Genomic DNA, 24,548 nt, shown 5'->3' with positions numbered 1-24,548 from the left:
GCGTCAGTCCGGCGAGCGGGGCGGGTTCTTGACACCACCCAAGCGGCAGATCTCGAGATATTCCTCTTCCGTCACCGGCTGTACGGAAAGCCGCATCGAGGTGACAAGTGCCATCTTCTCGAACTGCGGATTTGCCTTGATGTCCTTCAGCGTGATCGGCTTCGGCACATCCTCGACGGCGCGAATATCGACGCAGTCCCACTTCGGATCGCCCTTGGCCGAGGAATCCGGATGCGACAGCGCGCAGACCTCGACGATGCCGACGATCTCCAGCCCCTCGTTGGAGTGGTAGAAGAACCCCTTGTCGCCAATCTTCATGGCCCGCATGTTGTTGCGGGCCTGATAGTTGCGCACGCCGGTCCATTCCTCGCCAGCTTTTCCCTTGGCCTTCTGCTGCTCCCAAGACCAGACATCCGGTTCGGATTTATAGAGCCAATAGGCCATGGTTATCTCACTCCGCAGGCTTGTTGATCGTCCAGTTCCACGGCTTCACATCGACCGTCTCGAACAGGCCGGCGAGGTAATAGGGATCGGCCTCGGCAAGCGTGCGGGCAGCCGCCATATCGGCGGCTTCAACCACGACCAGGCTGCCATTCGGCTTGCCTTCATCGTCCAGGAAAGGACCGGCAAACTTCAGCGTGCCGTCGGCATTCAGCTTGTTGAGATGTTCGAGATGGACCGGACGGGTTTCCATCCGGACGTTGAGATGGCCGGGCTTGTCGGTGCAGAGGAAGGCAAACAGCATCGTTCTCTCCTTGGGTTGATCTATTCCGTCGTGATCGGGCGGGTCATCAGGCGTTCCATCGCGTCAGCCACGCCAAGCCGTCCGTCGATGATCGCGGCAACGGCCTCCGTCACCGGCAGATCGACGGAGTGGGTCTGCGCGAGCTGGGCAGCGACCGACGCGGCAAAGGCGCCTTCGACCAGCGGTCCGCCGGAGGCCGATGCCGGCTCCCCTCGCCCGAGCGAAATGCCGAAGCGCAGATTGCGGGACTGGTGGCTGGTTCCGGTCAGAACCAGATCGCCGAGACCGGACAGGCCCCGAACCGTATCCGCCTTGCCGCCCATCGCCTCGACCAGACGCGACATTTCCGCAAGTCCGCGCGAAATCAGTGCGGCACGGGCCGAATCACCAAGGCCTGCGCCCTCGACGATGCCGCAGGCAATCGCCAGCACGTTCTTCATCGCACCGCCGAGCTGCACGCCGATCCGGTCGGACGAGGCGTAAAGCCGGAAGGTCCGGCTGGACAGCACGGTCGCCAGACGCTCAGCGAGCAGTTGGTCCTCCGCCGCAAGCGCCATCGCCGTCGGAAGCCCGCGCGCAATGTCGAATGCAAAACCGGGGCCGGAGAGAACCGCGATCGCGTGGCTCGGAAGCGATGCCTCCAGAACGTCCGTCAGCAAACGCCCTGACACACGGTCTATGCCTTTGGCACAGGTAACGACCGCCGCATCCTTTGCGAGATATGGACCGTAATACCGCGCCGCATCGCTCTGCGCCTGCGAAGGCATGGCAAACAGCACGATGCTCGCATCCGAGATGGCGTCGGGTTCAGCGGAGAATTCGAGCGCATCCGGCAATGTCACGCCGGGAAGTGCTGCGTCATGGACGCGGTCGTTTCTGAGATCGGCCATCAGGCCGGTATTGCGACCGATCAGCGTAACCGGGTGACGACCTTCGAGCGCGATGACGGCAGCGAGTGCCGTGCCGAAGGCGCCGGCCCCGATCACGACGATCCGTTCCTGCGCCGTCCCTGCCCCGTTCATGCCTTGGCACCCCGTTTGCCGGAGCCAAGCAGCGTCTGCGCATTGGCATCCAGCGGCCAGCGCGAGCGCGGCGCGACATCCATCCCGTCGAACGGCATGTCTTCGGCGAGACGTTCAAGCCCTGCCCAGGCGATCATGGCCGCGTTGTCGGTGCAAAGCTTCATCGGCGGAGCGATAAAGCGAAATCCGTGTTCGATGCAGAGCGCCTGCAGCGTTCGGCGTATCTCCTGGTTGGCGGCAACGCCGCCGGCAACCACCAGCGCAGGACCGACATCCAGATGGCCGAATTCCTTGGCAAACCGCGCAAGTCCACGCCCGATCCGGTCGCGCAGCGTGCGCGAAATCGCCTTCTGGAACGAGGCGCAGATATCGGCGATATCCTGCTCGGACAGCGGCGCGATCTCGGTCGCGGCCTGACGCACGGCGGTCTTGAGACCGGAGAAGGAAAAGTCCAGCCGGGCTTCGCCGACCAGCGGCCGGGGCAATTGAAAACGATCGGGATTGCCCGTCAGCGCCGCCTTCTCGACGGCCGGACCCCCCGGGTATGGCAGGCCAAGCAGCTTTGCCGTCTTGTCGAAGGCTTCGCCCAGCGCATCGTCGATCGTGGTGCCCCAGCGCTCATAATCGCCGACGCCACGCACCAGAACCAGCTGCGTATGCCCGCCGGAAACCAGCAGCATCAGGTAAGGGAACGACAATCCATCCGTCAGCCGCGCCGTCAGCGCATGTCCCTCGAGATGATTGATCGCCATCAGCGGCTTGCCGGTGGCGCGCGCAATCGCCTTCGCCGTCATCAGCCCGACGATCAATCCGCCGATCAGGCCGGGACCGGAAGTCGCCGCCACCGCATCGATCTCATCAAGCGAGACGCCGGCGCGCGACAGTGCTTCCTCGATCAGGCCGTCCAGCGCCTCCACATGGGCGCGGGCCGCAATCTCGGGCACGACGCCGCCATAGGCGCTGTGCTCGTCGAGCTGCGAGAAGACGACATCGGACAGGATTTCGCCGCGACCGTCCTCGTGGCGCACGACGATTGCGGCCGCGGTTTCGTCGCAGCTTGTTTCAATGCCGAGGATGCGAAGAAATGCCGCCATGACCTATCGTTGATTGAAGAGGAAAACAGGTTTACGAGGGCTTCCGGTAACAATGGAATGACGCGGATGCAAACAAAACCTTTCCGGATAGGAACGCGGGGCAGCCCGCTGGCGCTCGCCCAGGCGGCCGAAACCCGTGCACGGTTGATGGCAGCCCATGACCTTCCGGAGGAAATGTTCGAAATTGTCGTCCTGTCCACGACCGGCGACCGCATCACCGACCGCGCCCTGAGCGAGATCGGCGGCAAGGGCATGTTTACGCTGGAGCTCGAAGAAAAGCTCTCCTCGGGAGATCTCGACTTCGCGGTGCATTCCTCCAAGGACATGCCGACCAAGCTTCCGGAAGACCTTTACATCTCCGCCTACTTGCCCCGCGAGGATATCCGCGATGCCGTCATCGGCCGCACGGCGCCGAGCCTCAAAGCTCTGCCCGACGGCGCGACGGTCGGAACCGCATCTCTGAGGCGTCAGGCGCTGGTGCGCCGTCTTCGTCCCGATATCCAGGTCGCGATTTTTCGCGGATCGGTCGGCACGCGCCTTCGCAAGCTCAATGAAGGCCATGTGGACGCGACGCTTTTGGCGTATGCCGGGCTGAAGCGGCTGGCCCGCGAGGAAGTTGCGACCGAACTGCTCGACCCCGTCGATTTTCCGCCAGCGCCTGCACAGGGCGCGATCTGCCTCGAGAGCCGCATCGGCGACACGGCCATCGATGACCTGCTGAAAGCCGTCAACGACTGTCCCACCTTTGACGCGGTCAGTTGCGAGCGCGCGTTTCTGGCAGCCCTCGATGGCTCATGCCGGACGCCGATTGGCGGCTACGCGATCTGCGACGGTGATCATCTGAAATTTTCAGGCCTGATCCTGACGCCGGACGGATCGACCGAACATGCGGTCGACATCAGCGGCCGACGGGCGGATGCGGAAACGCTTGGTCGCCAGGCCGGAGAAACCGTCCGCGCCGCTGCCGGACCGGGCTTCTTCGAAGGCTGGGTCTGACGCCATGCGGGTCATCGTTACCCGCCCTGACCATTCCGCCCGGCGAACCGCAGCACGGCTCGAAACCCTCGGCCATCAGCCGGTCTTCCTGCCGCTCACCCGCGCCGAGCATCACCTGGAGATCGCCCGAGAAGCGCTGTCCGAACCCCATTCCGCACTTGTCGTGACCAGCGCCGAAGCCGTTCGCGTGCTTGGCGAACTTGGACACGAACTCCGGCATCGCCTGTCCACGCAGATATACGCCGTCGGCGAAGCGACCGGCGAGGCAGCACGCACCCTCGGCTTTACCGATATCCGCTGCGGCGATGGCACCGGGCATGATCTGGTGGAGAGGATCGCCCAGGATGTCGGCGAAACATCCAGTCTCCTCTATCTTGCCGGCAATCCGCGTTCGCCGGATTTGGAGGACGGGTTACACGCCCGCGACATCGCCTGCAAAACGATCGAGATCTACCGGATGGTCAAGGTCGGCTACCGGACCGAGATCATCGAACCGCTTCTGACCCGCCCGGCGGCCGACGCAGTCCTTCTCTATTCGCGCCACAACGCCGCGCTGTTCTTCGAACTCGTGCAGCCGTTTGCAGCCTCGATCGAACATTTGCAGGTCATCTGCCTCAGCAAAAACGTCGCTACCGCGGTGCCTGAAAAATTTCATCCTGCTATCTTCGTCGCTGAAACACCCGACGAAGACGCACTTTTCGCGTTTCTTTCACCATAGTGCCAAGCCAAATTCTCTCGCTCCCCTTTCCTTACCCTGCCCCACCAACTACTTTCCCTGAGCAGATGCGAAAAGAGGTCGAGATGGTAACGGAAAAACCACCCCGCCGATCGATGGCGGAGAAAGAACCGGTCACGATCGACCTGACGGCCGATGGCGCTGGCGTGGTGGCCGAGCCCGTGCGCAGCAATGACAGCGACATCCCGGAAACCGCTTCGGAAAAAGTCGAAGCTTCTGAGACGACGGATGCCATCCCGCTGGCCGGCGAGCCGGTGACATCGACCGTGCCTGAAGAGACCGACACGTCCCACGTGATCGGCCAGCCGGATAGCTCCCATGGGCGAGACGAGCCAGGTGTGACGGGAACAGCCGATCCGGTTGTGACCGAGCCGGACGCGCCGATTGCGACAGACGCTGCTCGTGACGCTGCCCCCTCGCCGACCGAGGAATTCACCCCGTCGCCCACGCCCGGTTTTGACGAACCTGCCGCTAAGCATGAAACCTTTGACAAGGCATCGGACGCCCAGCCAGCCACCCGCTCCGGTGGGACCTCGGCGTCCACGCTGATTGCTGCCGGCATTTTCGGCGGCATCGTCGCGCTTCTGCTGGCGGGCAGCATGCAGTATGCCGGTTATCTTCCATCATCGACCCCCGCAGCATCCGGCTCGACCGAACTGTCGGACGAAATCGAAGCTCTTCGCCAGGATATCCAGACGCTGCGCAGCCAGCCGGCGTCTCCCGATACGGAACTCGCAAGCCGCGTTCAGGCGCTGGAAAGTTCTGTCGCGCAGAATTCCGGCGGTCCGACCGAAGAAAGCTTGAATGCCCTCCAGCAGCAGCTGGCAGATACCAAGGCTGCGGCAGCCACGCAGACGGCCGAGCTTTCCCGTCGGCTGGAAGCGGCCGAGGCCCAGATCAACGATCGCGGCCCGGAACAGCAGGTTGCCCGCGCCGTCGCTGCTGCCGGATTGAAGGCCGCCATCGATCGTGGCGGCTCGTTCGAGGCAGAGCTTCAGGCCTATACGAACATTGCCGGCGACGATCCCGCGATCGCCGAGCTCAAGACATTCGCCGCAGACGGCGCGCCGTCGCGTGAACAGCTGCAGAGCGAGTTTCCCGCCGTCGCGGATGCGATCATCCAGGCGTCTGTGCCTGCAGATCCCGACCAGGGCATTGCCGGCCGGCTTCTGTCCTCCGCCATGTCGGTGGTCAAGGTTCGCCGCGTCGGCGATGTCGAGGGTGACACGGTCGACGCGATCGTATCGCGCATCGAGGACCGGTTGCGCAACGGCGACCTGCAGGCTGCCGCCCAGCAGTGGGATACGCTGCCGGAAGCCGCGAAATCTGCGTCTACCGATTTCAAGCGCAAGCTGGATGCGCGGGTACAGGTTGAAAATCTCGTGAGCGGAACTCTTTCGCGCGCGCTTGCTGGCACGAAATCAGGCTCTTAAGGCTGAAGAAGAAAGAAACGGATGATCATCAGGCTCTTCATTTTTCTTCTCGTGGTTCTGGGCCTCGGCTGGGGCTTTTCCTGGATTGCGGATCGCCCCGGGCTGATTTCCATCACCTGGCAGGACCATCTGATCGAGACCAGCATCATGGTGGCCGCCACGATGGTCGTTGCGCTGATTGCGGCTGTCATGATCGTCTGGTGGGTCATCGGCGTCATCTGGACATCGCCGCTCTCGGTACGTCGCTATTTCCGTACCCGCAAGCGTGACCGCGGCTATCAGGCGCTCTCGACCGGCCTGATCGCAGCCGGTGCCGGCAATGCCGTTCTTGCCCGCAAGATGAGCATCCGCACCCGCGGCCTGCTCAGCGCCGATCAGGAACCGCTCATTCACCTTTTGGAAGCGCAGGCGGCCCTGATCGAAGGCCGCCATGCGGACGCACGGGCCAAGTTCGAACAGATGGCCGAAGACCCGGAAACCCGTGAACTCGGTCTTCGCGGCCTTTACATGGAAGCACGCCGTCTCGGCGCCAACGAAGCTGCTCGCCAGTATGCCGAAAAAGCCGTCGAACATGCGCCCTACCTGCCCTGGGCAGCCCAGGCGACGCTCGAATCGCGCAGCCAGTCCGGCCGTTGGGACGAGGCCATCCAGCTACTCGATCAACAGCGGGCGGCAAGTGTGCTCGAACGCGGCGAAGCCGAGCGCTTGAAAGCCGTTCTTCTGACCGCCAAGGCGAGCGAACGCCTGGAAGGCGACCCGAACGGTGCCCGCGAAGATGCAAAGGCCGCTCTGAAGCTCGCCAAGGGCCTCGTGCCGGCCGCGATCATTGCAGCCAAGGCCTATCTGCGCGAAGACAATATCCGCAAGGCAGCAAGCATCCTCGAAAGCGCCTGGAAGATCGAGCCGCATCCGGATCTCGGCCGCACCTATGTCCGCGCCCGCAGCGGCGATAGCACGCTTGACCGTCTGAAGCGTGCCGAAAAGCTCGAAGCACTGCGTCCCAACAACATCGAATCGCTGCTGGTCGTCGCGCAGGCAGCTCTCGATGCCCAGCAGTTCCCCAAGGCGCGCGCCAAGGCAGAAGCTGCAGCCCGCATGCAGTCGCGTGAGGCCGCCTATCTCCTGCTGGCCGATATCGAGGAAGCGGATACCGGCGATCAGGGCCGTGTCCGTCACTGGATGGCGCAAGCGCTGCGCGCCGGCCGTGATCCTGCCTGGGTTGCCGACGGTATCGTTTCGGACAAATGGTTGCCGCTCTCGCCGGTCACCGGACGTCTTGATGCCTTCGAATGGAAAGTCCCGTTCGGCCAGATCGAAGGACCCGTCGAAGACGGCACCCTGGCCGCAGACGAGGCGATCGCAACGCTTCCGGCAATCACGCTTCGCGAAGACGTCACGCCGACTGTCGAAACACCGGAAAACGAGAGCACCAATCAGGTTGCTGCCGACATGCAGCCCGTTGTAGTGCCTCAGGAAGACTTAGCTGTTGCAGCAAAAACACCTACGGCCACGAATGTGACACCGGAGCAGCCTCCGGAGGCAGAAAAGCAGGACGAGCCCGTTCCCTTTTTCGGTCGTCCGCCCGATGATCCCGGTGTCAAGGACGCAAGTGCCGAGAAGTCTCCCACGAGGCTGAGGCTTTATTAGAAAAACCGGAGAAGGCCTAGATTACATATGCTCGATCGCATCCAGGCCTTCCTCCACACGCTGACAGCCCCGCACCATACGGATGAATTTGCGCCCGACGACCCGCGCGTTGCTTTTGTGGCGCTCTGTTTTCAGGTCATGGAAGCCGATGGCAACATGTCCGAGGAAGAGCAGCAGAAGTTCCGCGACCTCATGCGCGATCGTTACGATCTGAGCCCGGAAGGGTTGCAGTCGCTGATAGAAGCGGGCCGGCAGGCTGGAAGCGAAGCTGTCGACTATTACCGGTTCACCTCGGATCTCAGAAAGCATCTGGTTGACGAAGAGGACCGGATCGAGCTTCTCGGTATCCTCTGGGATATCGTCTACGCGGATGGGCAGCGCAGCGAGATCGAGGACCACGTGATCTGGCGTATCGCCGATCTCCTGGGCGTTTCCGCCCGAGACCGGGTTCTACAGCGGCAGGAAGCGGCCGCGCGCACCTCGGCTCATCCGGTCGCAGGGGAAGAGGAAGAAAAGGTCTAGCCAGGAACGCTTCAGGACGTGACGTCATGAGAACCCCTTCCCGCCCATCCTCCAAACTCCCCATCCTCGCGATCCTGCATCAGGAAACCTCGTCCACCGGTCGCGTCGGCCAGATGCTGGTCGACAAGGGCTTTGCGCTGGATATCCGCAGGCCCGCTCTCGGCGATCCCCTCCCCGACTCGATGTCCGGCCACGCAGGCGCCGTCGTCTTCGGTGGTCCGATGAGCGCCAACGACCCGGACCCGTTCATCAAGACGGAAATCGACTGGATCGACGTGCCGTTGAAGGAGAACAAGCCCTATCTCGGGATTTGCCTCGGCGCCCAGATGCTGGTGCGCAATCTCGGCGGCCGCGTTGGGCCGCAGAAGGGCGAAGTGACCGAGATCGGCTGGTATCCGCTGCGCGCCACCGAACACGGCCGGCTTCTCATGCACTGGCCGAAAATGGTCTACCACTTCCACCGCGAAGGCTTCGACGTGCCGCGGGGCGCAAAGCTGCTCGCGGAAGGCGACGCCTATCCGCATCAGGCGATCCGTTACGGCGAGAATGCCTGGGGCGTCCAGTTCCATGCGGAACTGACCCGCGCCATGATGCATCGCTGGGTGGTGCACGGTGCCGAACGCTTTGGCATGCCGAATGCCCAGCAGGGAAACCAGCATCTGGAAGGACGGATGATCTTCGACCACGCATTGAAGGACTGGCTGTGGACCTTCCTCGACATCGTCTTCGATCGACCCGCCGCCGAGGCAAGCCGCCCGGCCCTGCCCACCTATCCCGCCCAGGGCAACGGATAACTCAGCGCTGCGGCGCTTCCAGATTATCGATCTTGCGAAGTTTTGGAAAGCCGATCGACCAGATCACGGCGACCGCGAGTGTGCCGATGCCGCCGATGACGACGGCAGGGACCGCGCCGATCGCGTGCGCCATGGTTCCGGCCCGGAACTCGCCCAGCTCGTTCGATGCGCCGACAAACACCATGTTGACGGCATTCACCCGGCCGCGCACCTCATCAGGCGTCCAGAGCGCGATCAGCGTCTCACGCACATAGACGGAGATCATGTCGGCCGCACCCATCAGCATCAAGGCCGCAATCGAGATCCACGGAGTGGCCGACAGGCCGAAGATCAGCGTGCCCAACCCGAACAGCGCTACGCCGATGAACATCGCCGTGCCCGCATGGTGGCGGATCGGATGGATGGCAAGCCAGACCGCAACGCCGATCGCGCCGATGCCGGGCGCTGCGCGCAACAGGCCGAGACCCCAGGGGCCAAGCTCCAGCACGTCGCGGGCAAAGATCGGCATCAGCGCCACGGCGCCACCGAGCAGCACAGCAAACAGATCGAGCGAGATCGCACCGAGCACGATCTTCTCGCCGGCGATGAAGCGGAAACCGGCCAGCATCTCATCCCAGCTGACTTTCGAGGCAGGCGTGCGCTGCGCCGGCTTGGGGATCATAAACACGAGGATGGCGGCAACCGTCATCAGAAAACAGGCGACCGAATAGGCCGCAATCGAGCTGGCGCCGTAGAGTAGCCCGCCGAACACCGGCCCGAGGATCGATGCCGTCTGCCAGGAGGACGAATTCCAGGCGATCGCATTGGGAAGGTCTTCTTCCGGCACGAGGTTCGGTCCGAGCGACTGCACCGCCGGCCCCATGAAGGCGCGCTCGATGCCGAACACGACGAGGATCGAAAATACGAGCCACGGCGTGAACGAGTCGGTGATGGTGAGCGCCAAAAGCGCCGCCGAACAAAGCCCGCCCACGACCATGCAGATCGCCATGATCATGCGTCGGTTGTAGCGATCGGCGACCGATCCCGTCACCAGGATCAAAAGCAGCGACGGCAGAAACTGGAAGAGCCCGATCAGACCGAGATAGAGAGGATTGCGCGTCTCGTCATACATCTGCCAGCCGACGGAGACGCTGACAATCTGGATCGCGAAGGCTGCGAAGAACCGGCTGAGAAAGAAACGCGTATAAGCTGCGTGACGAAAGGCGGCGAAGCGATCACCCGATGTGGGTATGGACATGGAACCTGTACTTTCAGCGAAGCCGGAAACCCACGATATGCACACGCCGCCGTTAAACATCCTGCGACGCGGGCCATAGACGGCACTTGCCCGTTAGTTCGCCAATGTCTACATGTCTGTCAACAAAGAAATGGAGACGTGAATGCTCGCCCTGTTTCAGACCATTGACTTGGCCTTGAACCTTTACACCTGGATCTTGATCGCCAGCGCCATCTTTTCATGGCTCTTCGCCTTCAACGTGATCAATTCGAGCAACCAGTTTGTCGATGCAATCGGCCGGTTTCTCTTCAATGTCACCGAGCCTGTCCTTGCGCCGATCCGCCGGGTCATGCCGAACCTCGGTGGTATCGACATTTCGCCCATCATCGTGCTTCTGATCATCTTCTTCATTCGCTCGCTGATGTGGACCTCGATCTATCCTGCTCTCGCAGGCTGAAGCCAAAGACTTTCAGCACGGACACGGTCGGCCCGCGGTGGGAAATTTCCCGCGCGGGCCGTTTTTGTTTTGGGCTTACGAGCGGAAACAAAAAATCCCCCGGCTCGAGACGAACCGGAGGATTTTGGAAGCGGTCAGCGGTAAAGATTACTTCTGAGCGTTGAAGCGTTCGATCGCCGCGACGATCATTTTCTTGGCGACGTCAACGTCCTTCCAGCCTTCGATCTTCACCCACTTGCCGGGCTCCAGATCCTTGTAATGCGTGAAGAAGTGCTCGATCTGCTTCAGCGTGATCTCTGGCATATCGGTGTAGTTCTTGATCTTGTCGTAGCGCTGGGTCAGCTTCGGAACCGGCACGGCAATGATCTTCTCGTCCTTGCCGCCGTCGTCTTCCATCACCATCACGCCGATCGGGCGGACATTGATGACGCAACCGGGAACCAGCGGGCGGGTGTTGCAGATCAGAACGTCGATCGGATCACCATCCTCGGACAGCGTATGCGGCACGAAGCCGTAATTGCCCGGATAGGTCATCGGTGTGTACAGGAAACGGTCGACGATCAGGGCGCCGGCTTCCTTGTCCATCTCGTACTTGATGGGCTGGCCGCCGACAGGTACTTCAACGATTACGTTGACGTCTTCAGGCGGATTCTTGCCAACAGAAATTGCATCGATGCGCATAGTCTTCCCCGATGAGGTTTACGAACTTGTGAACCGTCGATAGCGGGAATTGGCTGGCAAGGCAACACAGGTTTGCCGCCAAGGTTAAGTCGTGGCGCACCTTTCGGCCCCGAAGTCAGTGCCAGACGAAACCAATCTTCTTTAGGGACTTTCCGTCGAAGTCCTCCATGCCCTCTGCCAAATCCGCCCCGCCATGGGATCGCAAAAAGCGGACAGCATGCTCGCTGTCTTCCAGGCACCAGACGACCAAGCCCTTGCAGCCAAGCGATTTCAGCAGCCTGCGGCTTTCGCCGAACAGGCGGCGGCCAAGGCCGACGCCCTGATATTCCGGGCGCAGGTAGATCTCGTAGATCTCGCCGTCATAGGGAAGCGCACGGGCGCGGTTGAGGCCGATCGTCGCATAACCCGCGATAACGCCACCGATATCCAGAACCAGAAGCGTCGCCGGCCCGCGGACGGCCTTGCGCCACCACCCCTCGCCGCGGCGCTCCAGCATCTGGATCAGCGGCTTGTGCGGAATGAGGCCGGCATAGGCTTGCGACCATGCCTGGCGGTGCACCTCGGAGATAGCCGGGGCGTCTTGCGGCTCCGCACGCCTGACATCGATCGATAACGTTTTCATAACGCGATTCTAGGTCCTGCCATGGCCTTTCCGCCATTCCCGTGACCCGGGTAATGTGGATTGCCCACAAGCTTCTCATGTGGACGATGGCAAGGAGGTTAACGCATTTTTTACCTTCGCCACAAGCATGGCCCAGACCAAGCCACAAAAAAACCCCGGCATTTCTGCCGGGGTCTTGGATGGTCTCAAAAGCGCGCCTGTTAGAGAGCGGCCTTCGACTTGTCGAAGCGCTTGCGGTCGTTTGCGTCAAGATGGATCTTGCGCAGGCGGATCGACTTCGGCGTGACTTCCATCAGTTCGTCGTCCTGGATCCAGGACAGCGCGCGGTCGAGCGTCATGCGGATCGGCGGCGTCAGGCGAACAGCTTCGTCCTTGCCGGCCGAGCGGATGTTGGTCAGCTGCTTGCCCTTGAGAACGTTGACTTCGAGGTCGTTGTCGCGGGTATGGATGCCGATGATCATACCGGCATAAACCTTTTCGCCTGGCTCGATGATCATCGGGCCACGGTCTTCCAGGTTGAACATCGCGTAGGCGACGGCTTCACCGGACTGGTTCGACAGGAGAACGCCGTTGACGCGACCGACGATCGCACCCTTGTAAGGCTGATAGTCGTGGAACAGACGGTTCATGATCGCCGTGCCGCGCGTGTCGGTCAGAAGTTCCGACTGGTAGCCGATCAGGCCGCGGGTTGGCGCGTAGAATACCAGGCGAACGCGGCTGCCGCCGGACGGACGAAGCTCGACCATCTCGGCCTTGCGCTCGGACATCTTCTGCACGACGATACCGGAATGCTCTTCGTCAACGTCGATCACGACTTCTTCGATCGGCTCCAGCGTCTGGCCGGTTGCTTCATCCTTGTGCATGACGACGCGCGGACGCGAAACGGCAAGCTCGAAGCCTTCGCGACGCATGGTCTCGATCAGAACGGCAAGCTGCAATTCGCCGCGGCCGGACACGAAGAACGAATCCTTGCCGTCAGACTCTTCGATCTTCAGCGCAACGTTGCCTTCGGCTTCCTTGAACAGACGGTCACGAATGACGCGGCTGGTAACCTTGTCGCCTTCGGTGCCGGCAAGCGGGCTGTCGTTGACGAGGAAGGACATGGTAACGGTCGGCGGATCGATCGGCTGCGCCGTCATCGCTTCGGTAACCGAAGGATCGCAGAACGTGTCGGCAACCGTACCCTTGGAAAGGCCGGCGATGGCGACGATGTCACCTGCATGGGCTTCTTCGATGGCGGTGCGCTCGATACCGCGGAATGCGAGAATCTTTGAGATACGGCCGGTTTCAACCGTCTTGCCGTCCTGCGCCAGAACCTTGACGGCCTGGTTCGGCTTGATCGAGCCGGATGCGATGCGGCCCGTGATGAGACGACCGAGGAAGGGGTTGGCTTCGAGAAGCGTACCGATCATGCGGAACGGGCCTTCGCCGACATTCGGCTCCGGAACGTGCTTCAGGACCAGATCGAGCAGTGGTGCAAGACCTTCATCCTTCGGACCTTCTGGGTTGACGTTCATCCAGCCATCGCGACCCGAACCGTAGAGGATCGGGAAGTCGAGCTGCTCGTCGGTGGCGTCGAGGTTCGCGAACAGGTCGAAGACTTCGTTGATGACTTCTTCGTGGCGACCGTCCGGACGGTCGATCTTGTTGATCGCGACGATCGGGCGAAGACCGACCTTCAGCGCCTTACCGACCACGAACTTGGTCTGCGGCATCGGGCCTTCCGAGCTATCGACCAGAACGATGGCGCCATCCACCATCGACAGGATGCGCTCGACTTCGCCACCGAAGTCGGCGTGGCCGGGAGTGTCGACGATGTTGATGCGAACACCCTTCCACTCGACCGAAGTTGCCTTCGCGAGAATGGTGATGCCGCGTTCTTTTTCGAGGTCGTTCGAGTCCATCATGCGCTCAACGGTGCGCTGATTGTCGCGGAACGAGCCGGACTGCTTCAGAAGTTCATCGACAAGGGTCGTTTTGCCGTGGTCAACGTGCGCGATAATCGCGATATTCCGCATAGCCATTTTTAGATCTCGGATGTTTCGGGGCGCAGATCGACGGACCGCACCTATTTCGTTGGCGCGCTCATACCCTGTTTTTCGCAAATGCGAAAGGGGGCGAGCGCGATCTGCGATCAACGCCCGCTCTTCATCTTTCCGCGTGGATGGCTTTTGTCAGCCGTCTCCGCCCGAAAGCTCGGCCATGATGGAGAGCCCACGCTTCTTCAGCATCGCAGTCGGATCCGGCAGCTTGCCGCGGAAGGCTGCATAGGCTTCCTCCGGATCGATCGAGCCGCCGACCGAGTAGATATTGTTCTTGAGCTTGCGCGCCGTCACCGGATCGAACGGGTTGCCGACCTCCTCGAACGCGGCAAAGGCATCCGCATCAAGGACTTCCGACCACATGTAGGAATAGTAGCCGGCCGAATATCCGTCACCGGCAAACACGTGCTGGAAATGCGGCGTGGCATGGCGCATGACGATCGAAGCCGGCATGTCGAGCTCGGCCAGCACCTTGGCCTGCACCGCCATCGGGTCTTCGACCGTGCTTTCCTGTGTGTGGAAAGCCATATCCACCAGCGCCGACGAGGTGAATTCCACCGTCGAGAAACCGGCGTTGAAGGTCTGCGCGGCAAGAACCTTGTCGAGCAACTCCTTCGGCATCGGCTCGCCCGTCTTGTAATGGACCGCATATTTCTCGAAGATTTCCGGCACCGTCAGCCAGTGCTCGTAAAGCTGTGACGGCAACTCGACAAAATCGCGCGAGACCCCGGTTCCCGAAACCGAGGGATAGGTCACGTTCGACAGCATGCCGTGCAGCGCATGGCCGAATTCATGAAACAGCGTGCGCGCATCGTCGAGCGACAGAAGCGCCGGCTTGCCTTCGGCAGGCTTTGCGAAATTGCAGACATTGTAGATGATCGGCAGCTCACCCTCAGTGCCGTTCTTCAGCGTCAACTTGTGCTGCGACTGGAACGAACTCATCCAGGCGCCGGAGCGCTTCGAGGAGCGGGCAAAATAATCGCCGAGGAAAAGCGCTTTCAGATTGCCGTCCTCGTCATGGATCTCGAATACGCGGACATCCGGGTGATAGACGGGCAAACCCTTCACCTCGACAGCCTTGATGCCGAACAGGCGCTCGGCCACATCGAAGGACGCCTCGATAATCTTCTCGATCTGGAGATAGGGCTTCAGCTCACTCTCTGAGAAGGAGAACGTCCGCTCGCGCAGCTTTTCGGCGTAGTGGCGCCAGTCCCAGGGCATGACCGGATGATTGCCGCCCGCTTCCGAGATCAGACCTGAAAGGCTTGCCTCTTCCTCCAGCGCCTTGGTGCGGGCTTTTTGCCAGACTTGGCCGAGCAGACCGTTTACCGCCTTCGGTGTCTTCGCCATCGTGTTGTCGAGCTTTAGAGCCGCGTAATTCTCATAGCCGAGCAGCTTGGCCTTTTCGGCCCTCAGCGCCAGCGTTTCGCGAACGATCGCGACATTGTCCCGCTCGCCGCCATTTTCGCCGCGTGCCACCCAGGCCTTGAACGCCTGCTCGCGCAGATCCCGGCGGGTCGAGAAGGTCAGGAACGGTTCGATGATCGAGCGCGACAGCGTCACGAGATAGCCTGAGCCCTCGCCGCGCTCCTTGGCAGCCTCCGCCATCGCCTCTTTCACAAAAACCGGCAGGCCCTCAAGATCGGCTTCTTCGGTCAGCTTCAGCGACCAGCCCTTCTCGTCGCCGAGAACATTCTGGCCGAAGCTTGCCCCAAGACCGGCAAGCGTCTCGTTGATCGATGACAGCCGCTTCTGCTGGTCCTCAGGCAGATTGGCACCGGATTTGACGAACCCCTTCCAGTGACGCTCGAGAACGCGCTGCTGCTCGACGGTCAGATCGAGGTCGTCCCGCTTCTGCCAGAGTGCATCAATGCGTGCGAACAGTTCGGCATTGGTGCCGATCTTCGAATAGTGGCGCGACATTTTTGGCGCGATTTCGCGTTCCAGCGCCTGGATCGTATCGTTGGTATGCGCACCCGCCTTGCCCCAGAAAATCGACGAAACGCGCGACAGCTCGTCACCGGCGATTTCCAGTGCAACGATCGTGTTTTCGAATGTGGGCTCAGCGGAATTTCCCGCGATCTCAGCGATTTCCGCCTCGTGCAAGGCGATGGCGGCATCGAAGGCCGGCGCGAAATCCTCGTCCTTCACCTGATCGAAGCGCGGCAGGCCATGATGCCCGTTCCAGTCGACAAGCGCGGAATTCGCTGAGAAAGTTGCCATTGGGTCGTCCTTCACTGTGCTGCTTCGATACCGTCTAATTGCGTAGAGCGACCATATATAGGCAGGCACGGCAAGAGCTTCATCCGCTGATGCAGATTTTTGGAACGCACATCGTTGCGAAATCGCCCGGCACACGGTTTCCAGGCATTTCGATTTGCCTCGTCGGGGAAAGATAGTAAGGCAGCCTTATGAAGCTCGCGATTGAACAGTGCCCGACAACACCCGGCCAGGACGTGCATGGTGAAACGCTTGGCTTTCTGATCGCCGATGCCGCGAGGCTTTTGCGCACGGCTTTCGAACGTCGCATCGCCCAGGCGGGCCTTGGCCTCACCGCCGGCGAGGCAAGAGCGTTGATCCATATCGCGCAAGTCGACGGAAGCCGCCAGCTCGACATCGCGTCGCGCATGGGCGTCGAACCGATGACGCTTTGCGCTTATCTCGACGGGCTGCAGGCGCTTGGTCTCATCGAACGGCAACAATGCTGCGCCGACCGACGGGCAAAGCGCATCATGCTGACACCGACCTCCGCCGACATGCTGGCGTCAATCCAGCAGGAACTGCGCGCCATCATCACCTGCGCCACCGAAGGGTTGGATGCCGAAACCGCGAACCTCCTCGGACACGCCATGAAACTTTTCAACGGCAACCTGCAGAGCTTCAATTCGTCTCAGGCCGCAATTGATGACAGCTGATACGCAGGCCGCCTCCGCAACGACACCTCCCAATCGAATGACCGCGCTGCGAACCACGCTGCTCGGCGCCCTCCTGACGGCAATCGGCCCGGTCTCGATGGCGATCTACACGCCTGCGATGCCGGAACTCGTGAAGGCCTTCGGCACGTCGGAAGCGGCAATCAAGCTCAGTCTGACACTTTACTTCGGCGGCTTTGCCGTCGCACAGCTTCTGGCAGGACCGGCCTCAGACGCATTCGGTCGCCGGTCCGCGAGCATCGCATTCCTGCTGATCTATCTCGTCGGCTCGCTGATGGCGGTCTTTGCACCCTCGGTCGACTGGATCCTGGCTGGGCGGCTGGTGCAGGGGGTCGGCGCTTCCGTCGGCATGACGGTTGCCCGTGCCGCGGTTCGCGACCAGTTCGTCGGTTTCGAAGCCACCCGCATCATGAACATGATCGGCATCATGCTGGCGGTGGGTCCAGCAATCGGCCCCACCATCGGCGGCCTGTCGCTGTCGGTATTCGGCTGGAAATCCGTCTTCGTACTGATGGTCATCTTCGGCGTTATCGTGCTGGCAAGCTGCCTGCTGTTCCTCAAGGAAACAACGGTTCCCGACCGCAGCCGGCTCAGACCCTCGATCCTGGTTTCGACCTACTTCTCCCTTCTCACCGACCTGCGCTTCCTTCTTCCATCTCTTGTCCTCGGCGGCGCGATCGGCGCGCTCTACGCCCAGGGAACGATGCTTCCCTTCGTGCTGATCGGTGAAGTGGGGCTGACCCCGACGCAGTTCGGCCTCGGCATGCTCATCCAGACCGGCGCTTTTCTCAGCGGGTCGATTGCACTGCGGCTTGTGTCCGGGCGCATCAGCGGGCCGACGACGGTGGTGATCGGGCTCATGTTCAGCGGTATCGGGGGCACGATGATGGCCCTCTCCGTTCATCTGCTGCCACCGTCCTTCCTATCGATCATGCTACCGGTCGGCGTCTCCACCTTCGGCATCGCGTTCATCTCGCCCTACACAGTGACGGTCGGCCTCGCCCCATTCCCGAAGACGGCAGGCTCCGCTTCCGCACTGATGGGTTTCATCCAGATGGGCGGCGGCTTTGTCGGCGGCCTACTCGCCGCTGTCTTCGGCGACCCTTTAACGGCTATCGGCACTATCATTCCCGCCATGGAATATGTCGCCGTCGGCAGTTACATCGCCTACCGGATCATCAGCCGTCGCCAATAAAAAAGCCCGCCTCCGTTTCCGGAAACAGGCCTTGATATCGTTTGGCGCGAAGGCGCTTAGCCGAGTTGGTTGCGCTTGGCGAGCGTGCGCAGGCGCAGTGCATTGAGCTTGATAAAGCCGGCTGCATCCTTCTGGTCGTAGGCGCCCTGGTCGTCCTCGAACGTGACCAGCTGGTCGGAATAGAGCGACTTCGCGCTCTCGCGGCCGATGACCATGACATTGCCCTTGTAGAGCTTCAGCGTCACTTCACCTTCGACATGCTCCTGGCTCTTGTCGATCATGGCCTGCAGCATCTCGCGCTCTGGCGAATACCAGAAGCCGTAATAGATGAGCTCGGCATATTTCGGCATCAGCTCATCCTTTAGGTGAGCTGCACCCCGGTCGAGCGTGATGGATTCGATGGCGCGGTGAGCGGTGAGCAGGATCGTGCCGCCGGGGGTCTCGTAGATGCCACGCGACTTCATGCCGACGAACCGGTTCTCGACCAGATCGAGACGGCCGATACCGTTGTCGCGACCGTAGGTGTTGAGCGCAGCGAGCAGGGTTGCCGGAGACATCTCGACGCCATTGATCGAGCAGGCATCGCCCTTGCGGAAGCCGACCTTGATGGTTGTCGCCTGATCCGGTGCAGCTTCCGGCGAAATCGTGCGCATATGCACGTATTCGGGAGCCTCGACCGCCGGGTCCTCCAGAACCTTGCCTTCGGAGGACGAGTGCAGCAGGTTGGCATCGACCGAGAACGGCGCTTCGCCCTTCTTGTCCTTGGCAACCGGGATCTGGTTCTGTTCGGCGAAGTTCAAAAGGTCCGTACGGCTCTTGAAAGCCCAGTCGCGCCAGGGCGCGATGACCTTGATATCGGGATTGAGCGCGTAGGCCGACAGCTCGAAGCGGACCTGGTCGTTGCCCTTGCCGGTCGCGCCGTGCGCGATCGCATCGGCACCGGTCTTGCGGGCGATCTCGATCAGATGCTTGGAGATCAGCGGCCGGGCAATCGATGTGCCGAGCAGGTAGACGCCTTCATAGACGGCATTGGCGCGGAACATCGGGAAGACGAAGTCGCGGACGAATTCCTCGCGGACGTCCTCGATATAGATCTCCTTGATCCCGAGCATCTCGGCCTTCTTGCGCGCCGGTTCCAGCTCTTCGCCCTGACCGAGATCGGCGGTGAAGGTCACCACTTCCGCGTTGAGTTCGGTCTGCAGCCATTTCAGGATGATCGAGGTGTCGAGACCGCCGGAATAGGCGAGAACGACCTTTTTTACGTCTTTCGGAAGTGCCATGTCGAATTGTCCGTCTGCGGGTGGCGGCGGTTGGATCAACCGTCGTGTCTGGGATGGCGCACTTTTAGCGAGTTTCAAAAGCCGCGCAAGAAAAACCCGGAAGCGACCGCGTCAGAGATGGCGCGACAGGTTCATGCGTTGATGCAGGATGCGGATGATCACGACCTGGGTTTTTGTCTCACGATAGATGATGAAGTGAGACCGATAGGTCAGCGCCAGATACCCGGTCTTGATCCCGCGCACATGCCGGCCGCGTCGTTCGCCCGCAGCGAGGATCCGGCACGCCTGCCTCAGGCTGAACGTATAGTCCTCAGCCTGTTCGAAGCCCCAGAATTCTTCCGTATGATCGTAAATCCCATCAATATCGGCGACGGCGTTCGGCGCAAAAACCAGCGCCTTCATGGCTGCAGGCGCCGCGCCCGCTTCTGCTCTATGAATTCATCGAAATCGAACGGCTGCGGCTCACCAGAGTCTTCGCCTTCTTGGATCGCCGCGCGGATGGCCTCCAGCGAGGCGGCGTCGCTTTCCTGCAGCAGGCGCAGCGCGTCCTCGATCACTTCGCTGGCGGAGCCATAACGTCCGTCCTCGACCTGCTTTTCAACAAAGGCGGCCAGTTTTTCGTCAACTCTGATAGATCTAAGTTCGCCCATCATGCCGGCTCCGATTCGATCTCGCGTCATGTTGACGGATCCCGTGGAGGATACCATATCGCGCCGAGCCTTTGAACACCCGAGCGTTTGATCACTTCAAGCCTTTCAGCAGAAGCGTCCAAGAGGAGACTTCCCATGTCCATCACTCACCCTGCTCTGAAGAAAGACAATGTCGCCGTCGTCACCGGCGCCGCCTCCGGTATCGGCCTTGCCGCTGCCAAGGAATTTGCGAAACTCGGCATGTGCGTCGTCCTGGCGGATCTTGAGGGCGACCGGCTTTCAGAGGCGTGCCGCGAGGTTGCTGCCCTTTCCAGCGATGGCGAGGCCGATGTCGTGGCAATCGGCACCGACGTCTCGAAGCCGGCTGAAATCGAAGCTCTGGAACGCGCCGTTCTGCAGCGCTTCGGCCGGGTGCACGTGCTGATGAACAATGCCGGCATCCAGCCCGGCAGCAGCCTGTTCGGCCCGCAGGTCAACTGGGACAACGTTCTCGCCGTCAACCTGATGGGCGTCGTCAATGGCAGCAGAACCTTCGGCCCCGGCATGATCGCCCATGGCGAACCGGCGCTTATCATCAACACCGGGTCGAAACAGGGCATCACCACGCCTCCCGGCGATCCCGCCTACAATGTCTCCAAGGCGGGCGTGAAAGCCTTCACCGAAGCCTTGCAGCACGAATTGCGCAACATGCCCGAGTGCAAGGTCAGCGCTCACCTTCTCATTCCGGGCTTCGTCTATACCGGCCTGACCAAGGGAGACCGCACCGAAAAGCCCGATGCCGCCTGGACCTCCGAACAGACGGTGCAGTTCATGCTGGAAAGCCTCGAACGCGGGGATTTCTACATCCTTTGCCCGGACAACGACGTCGACCGCAAGACGGACGAGCGGCGCATGGCATGGGCAATCGGCGACATCATCGAAAACCGTCCGCCTCTGTCGCGCTGGCATCCGGACTTCACGGATGCATCAAAAAAATTCATCAGCGGCAGTTGATCAACAGGTTTGGCAGGACTTCGAAAGCCGGATAAAAAGCGACAACCGTCATCCGGCTTTCGAGGACATCAATGGAATTCCTGCCAAGCCTTGCATCGCTTCTGGCCTTCACCGCAGCCGGCTTGCTTCTGGCTCTGACGCCTGGGCCTGATATGACGCTGTCGATCAGCCGGGCGCTTGCGCAGGGGCGCAGATCGGCACTGTTCGTGGTGCTCGGCACCAGTCTCGGCGTCGTCTGCCACACGCTTCTGGTCGCCTTCGGCATCTCGGCGCTGATTACCGCGTCGCCCACCGCCTTCTTCATCCTGAAAACAGGCGGCGCCGCCTACCTGCTGTGGCTGGCGATCCAGGCGATCCGCTTCGGCTCCAGCTTCTCCGTCGAAACCGTGGAGCGCGCAACGGCAAGCCCGCTCGCAAATATCTCGATCGGCTTCTGGGTGAATATCCTCAATCCGAAGGTGATCATCTTCTTCATGACCTTCCTGCCGCAGTTCGTGACGGCGACAGATCCGCATGTGACGGGCAAGCTGGTCTTCTTCGGGATCTTCTTCATCGCCATCGGCATGCCGGTGAACCTGATCGTCGTGCTTGCCGCCGATCGGCTTGCAAACTGGCTGCAGAGAAATCCGAAAGTCCTGCGCGGCCTCGACTACACCTTCGCCGGCGTGTTCTCTGTCTTCGCCGTGAAGATCTTCATGACGCAGTCGAGATAAGGTCGCCCCTTCGTTTCAAACTACCTTCGCTTCGCGTCGAAGGACGACTCTTCTGTTACTCCCCCTGGCCGCGGGTGGGCGGGGCACCAATTCCGATGTCGGACTGCGGGCCATGCGGGTATTCGACGCTGTGGGAATGGGTGGTCTTTTCGGCCGCCACCGGCCCGGAAAAGCCTCCGGCACCATAGAAGGCGAGATGCAGGCCCCAATAGCCACTCATGAAAACCACGATGGCGAAAGCCAGCCCGGCAGGGATGGCCGAAAGCTTTTGTTTCAGTCCGGGCAGCAGCCCGTCTGCCCGGTTCTGGTCGCAGGCAACCGCCACCAGGATGGCGGTGATCAACCCGTGGCCGATCAGATCTATACGCCCGAACGGCAAGACGGCCGAGGTGAAGATGACGATCATTGCGATGGCCGAAAGGCGGCGGATAAGCGCGGTCCAGAGAAGACCGAAGCCCATGGTGAATTCGGCGATACCGGCCATGGGAATAAAGACATCGCGGGGCATGCCCATCGTGAGAAAGGGCTTTTCCACCACCAGCGGATAGAACCATTCGGGATAGGCAAATTTTTCGAGGCTCGACCACATCAGCGCGATAGCTAGCCCCCAGCGCAGCACTTCAAAACGGTGGACACGCCAGTCGTCTTTCATCGGCTCGATGATCAGGTAGGCGGCAACGCCGAGCCCGAGCGCCAAATAGTCGAACAAGTGGAAGAGATCGTAGTCCCGCGCCGCGAGCAGCCATAGGGCAACAATTCCAAGGCCGGCGAAAGGCATGGTCCGCCGCGAGAAGATCAGGGCAGCGATCAGCAACTGCAGCCAGGACACCCATTCGGCAGGCGTCTTCAGGTCCGGTGTCAGGTAAACGCCACCCGTGGCAAAGATCGCGACGAAGAACGAGCCAATGACGACGCGGACATAATCGTCGATCCTCGCCCAGAGCGGCGAGGTAAAGCGATCAAGCGCTTCGAAGATCAACGGTCCAAAACGGCTGGTTTCTATGACCCGGGCTGCGGCGAAACAAACGAGAACGAGTGCGATCGCCACCCAAAACCAGATATCACGCAGAACAGTTTCGACCGGCTGGAGAGGCGCACCCACGATGTAGGGTGCGAACCATTTCACATGCGCTTCTGCGGTTGTGGAAATTAAGGCAGCAACTATCGTTCCGCCTGTTAGTGATACATAAAATGCAGACTTCCTAATGGGATGCTGAAACATGGCGGCATCTTCCGGTTGCACCTGGATGAGCCACATCGATATCAGATTATTGCAGCCTGCATATGACCCCTACAACGGAATCAAGCGCATTTGCGCCGCGCCAGGCGGCATTTTTGCCGCCCCTCGAGCGCTCGGTGTCAGAAACGAAAGGACTGATGAGAGGTTTCCAGGCTTCGAGCCGGTTCAGCCAGCAATCGAAGCCCTCCCGGCGTCAGTCGTCTTCGCCATGGCCGGCGATCATCATCGCTTCGAAGGCGAGGCGATCGGTCTTGCGCATGCGCTCCGATTCCGACTTCAGCTGGCCACAGGCGGCGAGAATGTCGCGGCCGCGTGGCGTGCGGATCGGCGAGGCATAGCCTGCCTGGTTGATGAAGTCGGCAAACTTGGTGATCGTCTCCCAATCCGAGCACTGGTAATTGGTACCGGGCCACGGGTTGAACGGGATGAGATTGATCTTCGCCGGAATGCCCTTCAGCATCTGGGTCAGCAGCTTGGCATCCTCGAGGCTGTCGTTGACGTCCTTCAGCATCACATATTCGAATGTGATGCGACGGGCGTTGGACAGGCTCGGATACTGGCGGCAGGCTTCCAGCAGTTCCTTCAGCGGATACTTCTTGTTGATCGGCACCAGCATGTCGCGCAGCTCGTCGCGGACCGCATGCAGCGAGATCGCCAGCATCACGCCGATCTCCGTGCCTGTGCGATAGATTTCCGGCACGACGCCCGACGTCGACAGCGTGACACGACGCTTCGACAGCGAAAGCCCGTCGCCGTCTGTCGCGATCAGCAGCGCCGTCTTGACGCTTTCGAAATTGTAGAGCGGCTCGCCCATGCCCATCATGACGACATTCGTGACCTTGCGGTCGCCAGTCGGCACGAAAGCGCCGGGCGGCGTGTCGGCACCGGGGAAATCCCCCAGCCGGTCGCGCGCCAGAAGCAGCTGGCCAAGGATTTCCTCGGCCGTCAGGTTGCGCACGAGGCGCTGGGTGCCGGTATGGCAGAAGGAACAGGTGAGCGAACAGCCGACCTGGCTGGATATGCAGAGCGTGCCGCGGCCCTCTTCGGGAATGTAGACCGTTTCGACCTCGACCGGACGGCCGGCACCGCGCGGCGGGAAGCGCAGCAGCCACTTGCGGGTGCCGTCATTGGAGATCTGCTCTTCCACCACTTCGGGACGCGCAATGGTGAAATGCATCTTCAGCATTTCGCGCATGTCCTTGGCGACATTCGTCATCGCGTCGAAATCCGACACGCCGCGAATGTAGAGCCAGTGCCAGAGCTGGCTGACGCGCATCCGCGCCTGCTTTTCCGGTATGCCCTTTTCTCGCAGCGCCGCGCCCATATCCTCGCGCGACAGGCCGATCAGCGACGGCTTTTCGCTATAGAGGTCCGGATTGGCGACGAGCGGCTTCTTGATGGCGACAGGCGCAAAGGCCTCGGAGACCGACATTTCTTCATATCCCGTTCGAATAACATGCCTTCGCCCAGCGCAGGTTTCGCGCATCGCCGTGGCATGTCTTTCTGTGAAATCATGGCGTCCCGGGTAAGCGACTTT

At 61.2% G+C, this 24,548-nt stretch carries 25 protein-coding genes; 11 read left to right on the top strand and 14 right to left on the bottom strand.

The genetic code is table 11. From position 1 onward, the window contains the following. Window positions 1–3: 3 nt before the first annotated feature. The 4 genes from ASG19_RS21445 to tsaD are packed head-to-tail and all read right to left on the bottom strand — an operon-like array spanning window position 4 to window position 2,861. Window positions 4–444: an EVE domain-containing protein gene (locus ASG19_RS21445; protein WP_062462467.1), complete on the bottom strand. Its 441-nt coding sequence runs from the start codon at window positions 442–444 to the stop codon at window positions 4–6. A gap of 7 nt (window positions 445–451) precedes the next feature. Further along, window positions 452–745, bottom strand: a complete 294-nt coding sequence (locus ASG19_RS21440; RefSeq protein WP_062462464.1) for a YciI-like protein — start codon at window positions 743–745, stop codon at window positions 452–454. A gap of 20 nt (window positions 746–765) precedes the next feature. Then, a complete protein-coding gene (locus ASG19_RS21435; RefSeq protein ID WP_062462461.1) occupies window positions 766–1,767 on the bottom strand; it encodes an NAD(P)H-dependent glycerol-3-phosphate dehydrogenase in 1,002 nt (333 codons plus the stop codon). Further along, window positions 1,764–2,861, bottom strand: a complete 1,098-nt coding sequence (tsaD, locus tag ASG19_RS21430) for a tRNA (adenosine(37)-N6)-threonylcarbamoyltransferase complex transferase subunit TsaD (protein ID WP_062462459.1) — start codon at window positions 2,859–2,861, stop codon at window positions 1,764–1,766. Before tsaD ends, ASG19_RS21435 begins: the two co-directional genes overlap by 4 nt. 66 nt (window positions 2,862–2,927) lie before the next feature. On the opposite strand from tsaD, the gene hemC reads away from it, so the two are divergent. The 6 genes from hemC to ASG19_RS21400 all read left to right on the top strand — a co-directional run bounded on the left by hemC (window position 2,928) and on the right by ASG19_RS21400 (window position 8,989). Next, window positions 2,928–3,857, top strand: a complete 930-nt coding sequence (gene hemC, locus ASG19_RS21425) for a hydroxymethylbilane synthase (protein ID WP_062462652.1) — start codon at window positions 2,928–2,930, stop codon at window positions 3,855–3,857. Window positions 3,858–3,861: 4 nt separating this feature from the next. Further along, entirely contained in the window at window positions 3,862–4,575 is a 714-nt protein-coding gene (locus ASG19_RS21420) for a uroporphyrinogen-III synthase (RefSeq protein WP_062462456.1), read from the top strand. A gap of 83 nt (window positions 4,576–4,658) precedes the next feature. Continuing rightward, window positions 4,659–6,026, top strand: coding sequence for a mitofilin family membrane protein (locus ASG19_RS21415; RefSeq protein WP_244476250.1), 1,368 nt, complete (start codon window positions 4,659–4,661; stop codon window positions 6,024–6,026). 21 nt (window positions 6,027–6,047) lie between these two features. Further along, window positions 6,048–7,673, top strand: coding sequence for a heme biosynthesis protein HemY (locus tag ASG19_RS21410; RefSeq protein ID WP_082476480.1), 1,626 nt, complete (start codon window positions 6,048–6,050; stop codon window positions 7,671–7,673). Window positions 7,674–7,700: 27 nt separating this feature from the next. After that, window positions 7,701–8,195 (top strand): TerB family tellurite resistance protein, encoded by a 495-nt coding sequence (locus ASG19_RS21405; RefSeq protein WP_062462449.1) that lies wholly within the window; start codon window positions 7,701–7,703, stop codon window positions 8,193–8,195. A 26-nt stretch (window positions 8,196–8,221) separates the two neighbouring features. Further along, window positions 8,222–8,989, top strand: coding sequence for a glutamine amidotransferase (locus ASG19_RS21400; RefSeq protein WP_062462446.1), 768 nt, complete (start codon window positions 8,222–8,224; stop codon window positions 8,987–8,989). A 1-nt stretch (window position 8,990) separates the two neighbouring features. On the opposite strand, the gene ASG19_RS21395 is transcribed toward ASG19_RS21400, so the two are convergent. Then, window positions 8,991–10,226: an MFS transporter gene (locus tag ASG19_RS21395; RefSeq protein WP_062462443.1), complete on the bottom strand. Its 1,236-nt coding sequence runs from the start codon at window positions 10,224–10,226 to the stop codon at window positions 8,991–8,993. Window positions 10,227–10,368: 142 nt separating this feature from the next. On the opposite strand from ASG19_RS21395, the gene ASG19_RS21390 reads away from it, so the two are divergent. Then, complete coding sequence (locus ASG19_RS21390) at window positions 10,369–10,662, top strand: YggT family protein (protein ID WP_062462428.1); 294 nt, start codon at window positions 10,369–10,371, stop codon at window positions 10,660–10,662. Between the two features lie 147 nt (window positions 10,663–10,809). Here the strand turns inward: ASG19_RS21390 and ppa are convergent, their stop codons facing one another. From ppa to ASG19_RS21370, 4 genes are all read right to left on the bottom strand, one after another. After that, window positions 10,810–11,343, bottom strand: coding sequence for an inorganic diphosphatase (gene ppa, locus ASG19_RS21385; protein ID WP_062462425.1), 534 nt, complete (start codon window positions 11,341–11,343; stop codon window positions 10,810–10,812). A 115-nt stretch (window positions 11,344–11,458) separates the two neighbouring features. Then, the gene (locus tag ASG19_RS21380; RefSeq protein WP_062462422.1) at window positions 11,459–11,965 is read right to left on the bottom strand and encodes a GNAT family N-acetyltransferase; all 507 of its coding nucleotides are present in this window, start codon (window positions 11,963–11,965) and stop codon (window positions 11,459–11,461) included. A gap of 200 nt (window positions 11,966–12,165) precedes the next feature. Beyond that, entirely contained in the window at window positions 12,166–13,989 is a 1,824-nt protein-coding gene (gene typA, locus ASG19_RS21375; protein WP_062462419.1) for a translational GTPase TypA, read from the bottom strand. A gap of 150 nt (window positions 13,990–14,139) precedes the next feature. Beyond that, window positions 14,140–16,230, bottom strand: coding sequence for a M3 family metallopeptidase (locus ASG19_RS21370; protein ID WP_062462414.1), 2,091 nt, complete (start codon window positions 16,228–16,230; stop codon window positions 14,140–14,142). Between the two features lie 188 nt (window positions 16,231–16,418). Between ASG19_RS21370 and ASG19_RS21365 the strand changes: the two genes are divergently transcribed. Both ASG19_RS21365 and ASG19_RS21360 read left to right on the top strand, forming a co-directional pair. After that, window positions 16,419–16,922, top strand: a complete 504-nt coding sequence (locus ASG19_RS21365; RefSeq protein ID WP_062462411.1) for a MarR family winged helix-turn-helix transcriptional regulator — start codon at window positions 16,419–16,421, stop codon at window positions 16,920–16,922. Window positions 16,923–16,959: 37 nt separating this feature from the next. Next, window positions 16,960–18,135 (top strand): multidrug effflux MFS transporter, encoded by a 1,176-nt coding sequence (locus ASG19_RS21360; RefSeq protein WP_062462408.1) that lies wholly within the window; start codon window positions 16,960–16,962, stop codon window positions 18,133–18,135. Window positions 18,136–18,191: 56 nt separating this feature from the next. Here ASG19_RS21360 and ASG19_RS21355 read toward each other — a convergent pair whose 3' ends face one another. From ASG19_RS21355 to ASG19_RS21345, 3 genes are all read right to left on the bottom strand, one after another. Continuing rightward, on the bottom strand, window positions 18,192–19,415 hold the full coding sequence (locus ASG19_RS21355) for an argininosuccinate synthase (RefSeq protein ID WP_062462405.1): 1,224 nt from the start codon (window positions 19,413–19,415) through the stop codon (window positions 18,192–18,194). Window positions 19,416–19,526: 111 nt separating this feature from the next. Continuing rightward, window positions 19,527–19,817, bottom strand: a complete 291-nt coding sequence (locus ASG19_RS21350; protein WP_062462402.1) for a type II toxin-antitoxin system RelE/ParE family toxin — start codon at window positions 19,815–19,817, stop codon at window positions 19,527–19,529. Beyond that, complete coding sequence (locus ASG19_RS21345; RefSeq protein ID WP_062462644.1) at window positions 19,814–20,068, bottom strand: type II toxin-antitoxin system ParD family antitoxin; 255 nt, start codon at window positions 20,066–20,068, stop codon at window positions 19,814–19,816. Before ASG19_RS21345 ends, ASG19_RS21350 begins: the two co-directional genes overlap by 4 nt. A 132-nt stretch (window positions 20,069–20,200) precedes the next feature. Here ASG19_RS21345 and ASG19_RS21340 point away from each other — a divergent pair, with 132 nt between their 5' ends. Both ASG19_RS21340 and ASG19_RS21335 read left to right on the top strand, forming a co-directional pair. Beyond that, window positions 20,201–21,058, top strand: coding sequence for an SDR family NAD(P)-dependent oxidoreductase (locus tag ASG19_RS21340; RefSeq protein ID WP_062462399.1), 858 nt, complete (start codon window positions 20,201–20,203; stop codon window positions 21,056–21,058). A 71-nt stretch (window positions 21,059–21,129) separates the two neighbouring features. After that, complete coding sequence (locus ASG19_RS21335; RefSeq protein ID WP_062462396.1) at window positions 21,130–21,771, top strand: LysE family translocator; 642 nt, start codon at window positions 21,130–21,132, stop codon at window positions 21,769–21,771. Window positions 21,772–21,826: 55 nt separating this feature from the next. Here the strand turns inward: ASG19_RS21335 and ASG19_RS21330 are convergent, their stop codons facing one another. Together ASG19_RS21330 and rlmN are read right to left on the bottom strand one after the other, a co-directional pair. Continuing rightward, on the bottom strand, window positions 21,827–22,897 hold the full coding sequence (locus ASG19_RS21330) for a hypothetical protein (protein WP_244476249.1): 1,071 nt from the start codon (window positions 22,895–22,897) through the stop codon (window positions 21,827–21,829). A 307-nt stretch (window positions 22,898–23,204) separates the two neighbouring features. Continuing rightward, complete coding sequence (gene rlmN / locus ASG19_RS21325; protein WP_062462394.1) at window positions 23,205–24,443, bottom strand: 23S rRNA (adenine(2503)-C(2))-methyltransferase RlmN; 1,239 nt, start codon at window positions 24,441–24,443, stop codon at window positions 23,205–23,207. Between the last annotated feature and the right edge of the window lie 105 nt (window positions 24,444–24,548).

The organism is Rhizobium sp. Leaf306 (assembly GCF_001423425.1).
GTDB classification, from domain to species: domain Bacteria; phylum Pseudomonadota; class Alphaproteobacteria; order Rhizobiales; family Rhizobiaceae; genus Neorhizobium; species Neorhizobium soli.
This window is presented reverse-complemented; position numbering and strand designations above follow the sequence as displayed.

What these genes read in the sequence shown, in the direction of transcription:
- ASG19_RS21355 (WP_062462405.1), bottom strand. Translation starts at nt 19,415, where the DNA reads ATGGCACTTCCGAAAGACGTAAAAAAGGTCGTTCTCGCCTATTCCGGC.
- ASG19_RS21435 (WP_062462461.1), bottom strand. Translation starts at nt 1,767, where the DNA reads ATGAACGGGGCAGGGACGGCGCAGGAACGGATCGTCGTGATCGGGGCC.
- ASG19_RS21395 (WP_062462443.1), bottom strand. Translation starts at nt 10,226, where the DNA reads ATGTCCATACCCACATCGGGTGATCGCTTCGCCGCCTTTCGTCACGCA.
- ASG19_RS21400 (WP_062462446.1), top strand. Translation starts at nt 8,222, where the DNA reads ATGAGAACCCCTTCCCGCCCATCCTCCAAACTCCCCATCCTCGCGATC.
- ASG19_RS21335 (WP_062462396.1), top strand. Translation starts at nt 21,130, where the DNA reads ATGGAATTCCTGCCAAGCCTTGCATCGCTTCTGGCCTTCACCGCAGCC.
- typA (WP_062462419.1), bottom strand. Translation starts at nt 13,989, where the DNA reads ATGGCTATGCGGAATATCGCGATTATCGCGCACGTTGACCACGGCAAA.
- ASG19_RS21345 (WP_062462644.1), bottom strand. Translation starts at nt 20,068, where the DNA reads ATGATGGGCGAACTTAGATCTATCAGAGTTGACGAAAAACTGGCCGCC.
- hemC (WP_062462652.1), top strand. Translation starts at nt 2,928, where the DNA reads ATGCAAACAAAACCTTTCCGGATAGGAACGCGGGGCAGCCCGCTGGCG.
- ASG19_RS21415 (WP_244476250.1), top strand. Translation starts at nt 4,659, where the DNA reads ATGGTAACGGAAAAACCACCCCGCCGATCGATGGCGGAGAAAGAACCG.
- ASG19_RS21390 (WP_062462428.1), top strand. Translation starts at nt 10,369, where the DNA reads ATGCTCGCCCTGTTTCAGACCATTGACTTGGCCTTGAACCTTTACACC.
- ASG19_RS21410 (WP_082476480.1), top strand. Translation starts at nt 6,048, where the DNA reads ATGATCATCAGGCTCTTCATTTTTCTTCTCGTGGTTCTGGGCCTCGGC.
- ASG19_RS21370 (WP_062462414.1), bottom strand. Translation starts at nt 16,230, where the DNA reads ATGGCAACTTTCTCAGCGAATTCCGCGCTTGTCGACTGGAACGGGCAT.
- ASG19_RS21380 (WP_062462422.1), bottom strand. Translation starts at nt 11,965, where the DNA reads ATGAAAACGTTATCGATCGATGTCAGGCGTGCGGAGCCGCAAGACGCC.
- ASG19_RS21360 (WP_062462408.1), top strand. Translation starts at nt 16,960, where the DNA reads ATGACCGCGCTGCGAACCACGCTGCTCGGCGCCCTCCTGACGGCAATC.
- ASG19_RS21365 (WP_062462411.1), top strand. Translation starts at nt 16,419, where the DNA reads ATGAAGCTCGCGATTGAACAGTGCCCGACAACACCCGGCCAGGACGTG.
- ppa (WP_062462425.1), bottom strand. Translation starts at nt 11,343, where the DNA reads ATGCGCATCGATGCAATTTCTGTTGGCAAGAATCCGCCTGAAGACGTC.
- ASG19_RS21350 (WP_062462402.1), bottom strand. Translation starts at nt 19,817, where the DNA reads ATGAAGGCGCTGGTTTTTGCGCCGAACGCCGTCGCCGATATTGATGGG.
- rlmN (WP_062462394.1), bottom strand. Translation starts at nt 24,443, where the DNA reads ATGTCGGTCTCCGAGGCCTTTGCGCCTGTCGCCATCAAGAAGCCGCTC.
- ASG19_RS21445 (WP_062462467.1), bottom strand. Translation starts at nt 444, where the DNA reads ATGGCCTATTGGCTCTATAAATCCGAACCGGATGTCTGGTCTTGGGAG.
- ASG19_RS21440 (WP_062462464.1), bottom strand. Translation starts at nt 745, where the DNA reads ATGCTGTTTGCCTTCCTCTGCACCGACAAGCCCGGCCATCTCAACGTC.
- ASG19_RS21405 (WP_062462449.1), top strand. Translation starts at nt 7,701, where the DNA reads ATGCTCGATCGCATCCAGGCCTTCCTCCACACGCTGACAGCCCCGCAC.
- ASG19_RS21340 (WP_062462399.1), top strand. Translation starts at nt 20,201, where the DNA reads ATGTCCATCACTCACCCTGCTCTGAAGAAAGACAATGTCGCCGTCGTC.
- ASG19_RS21420 (WP_062462456.1), top strand. Translation starts at nt 3,862, where the DNA reads ATGCGGGTCATCGTTACCCGCCCTGACCATTCCGCCCGGCGAACCGCA.
- tsaD (WP_062462459.1), bottom strand. Translation starts at nt 2,861, where the DNA reads ATGGCGGCATTTCTTCGCATCCTCGGCATTGAAACAAGCTGCGACGAA.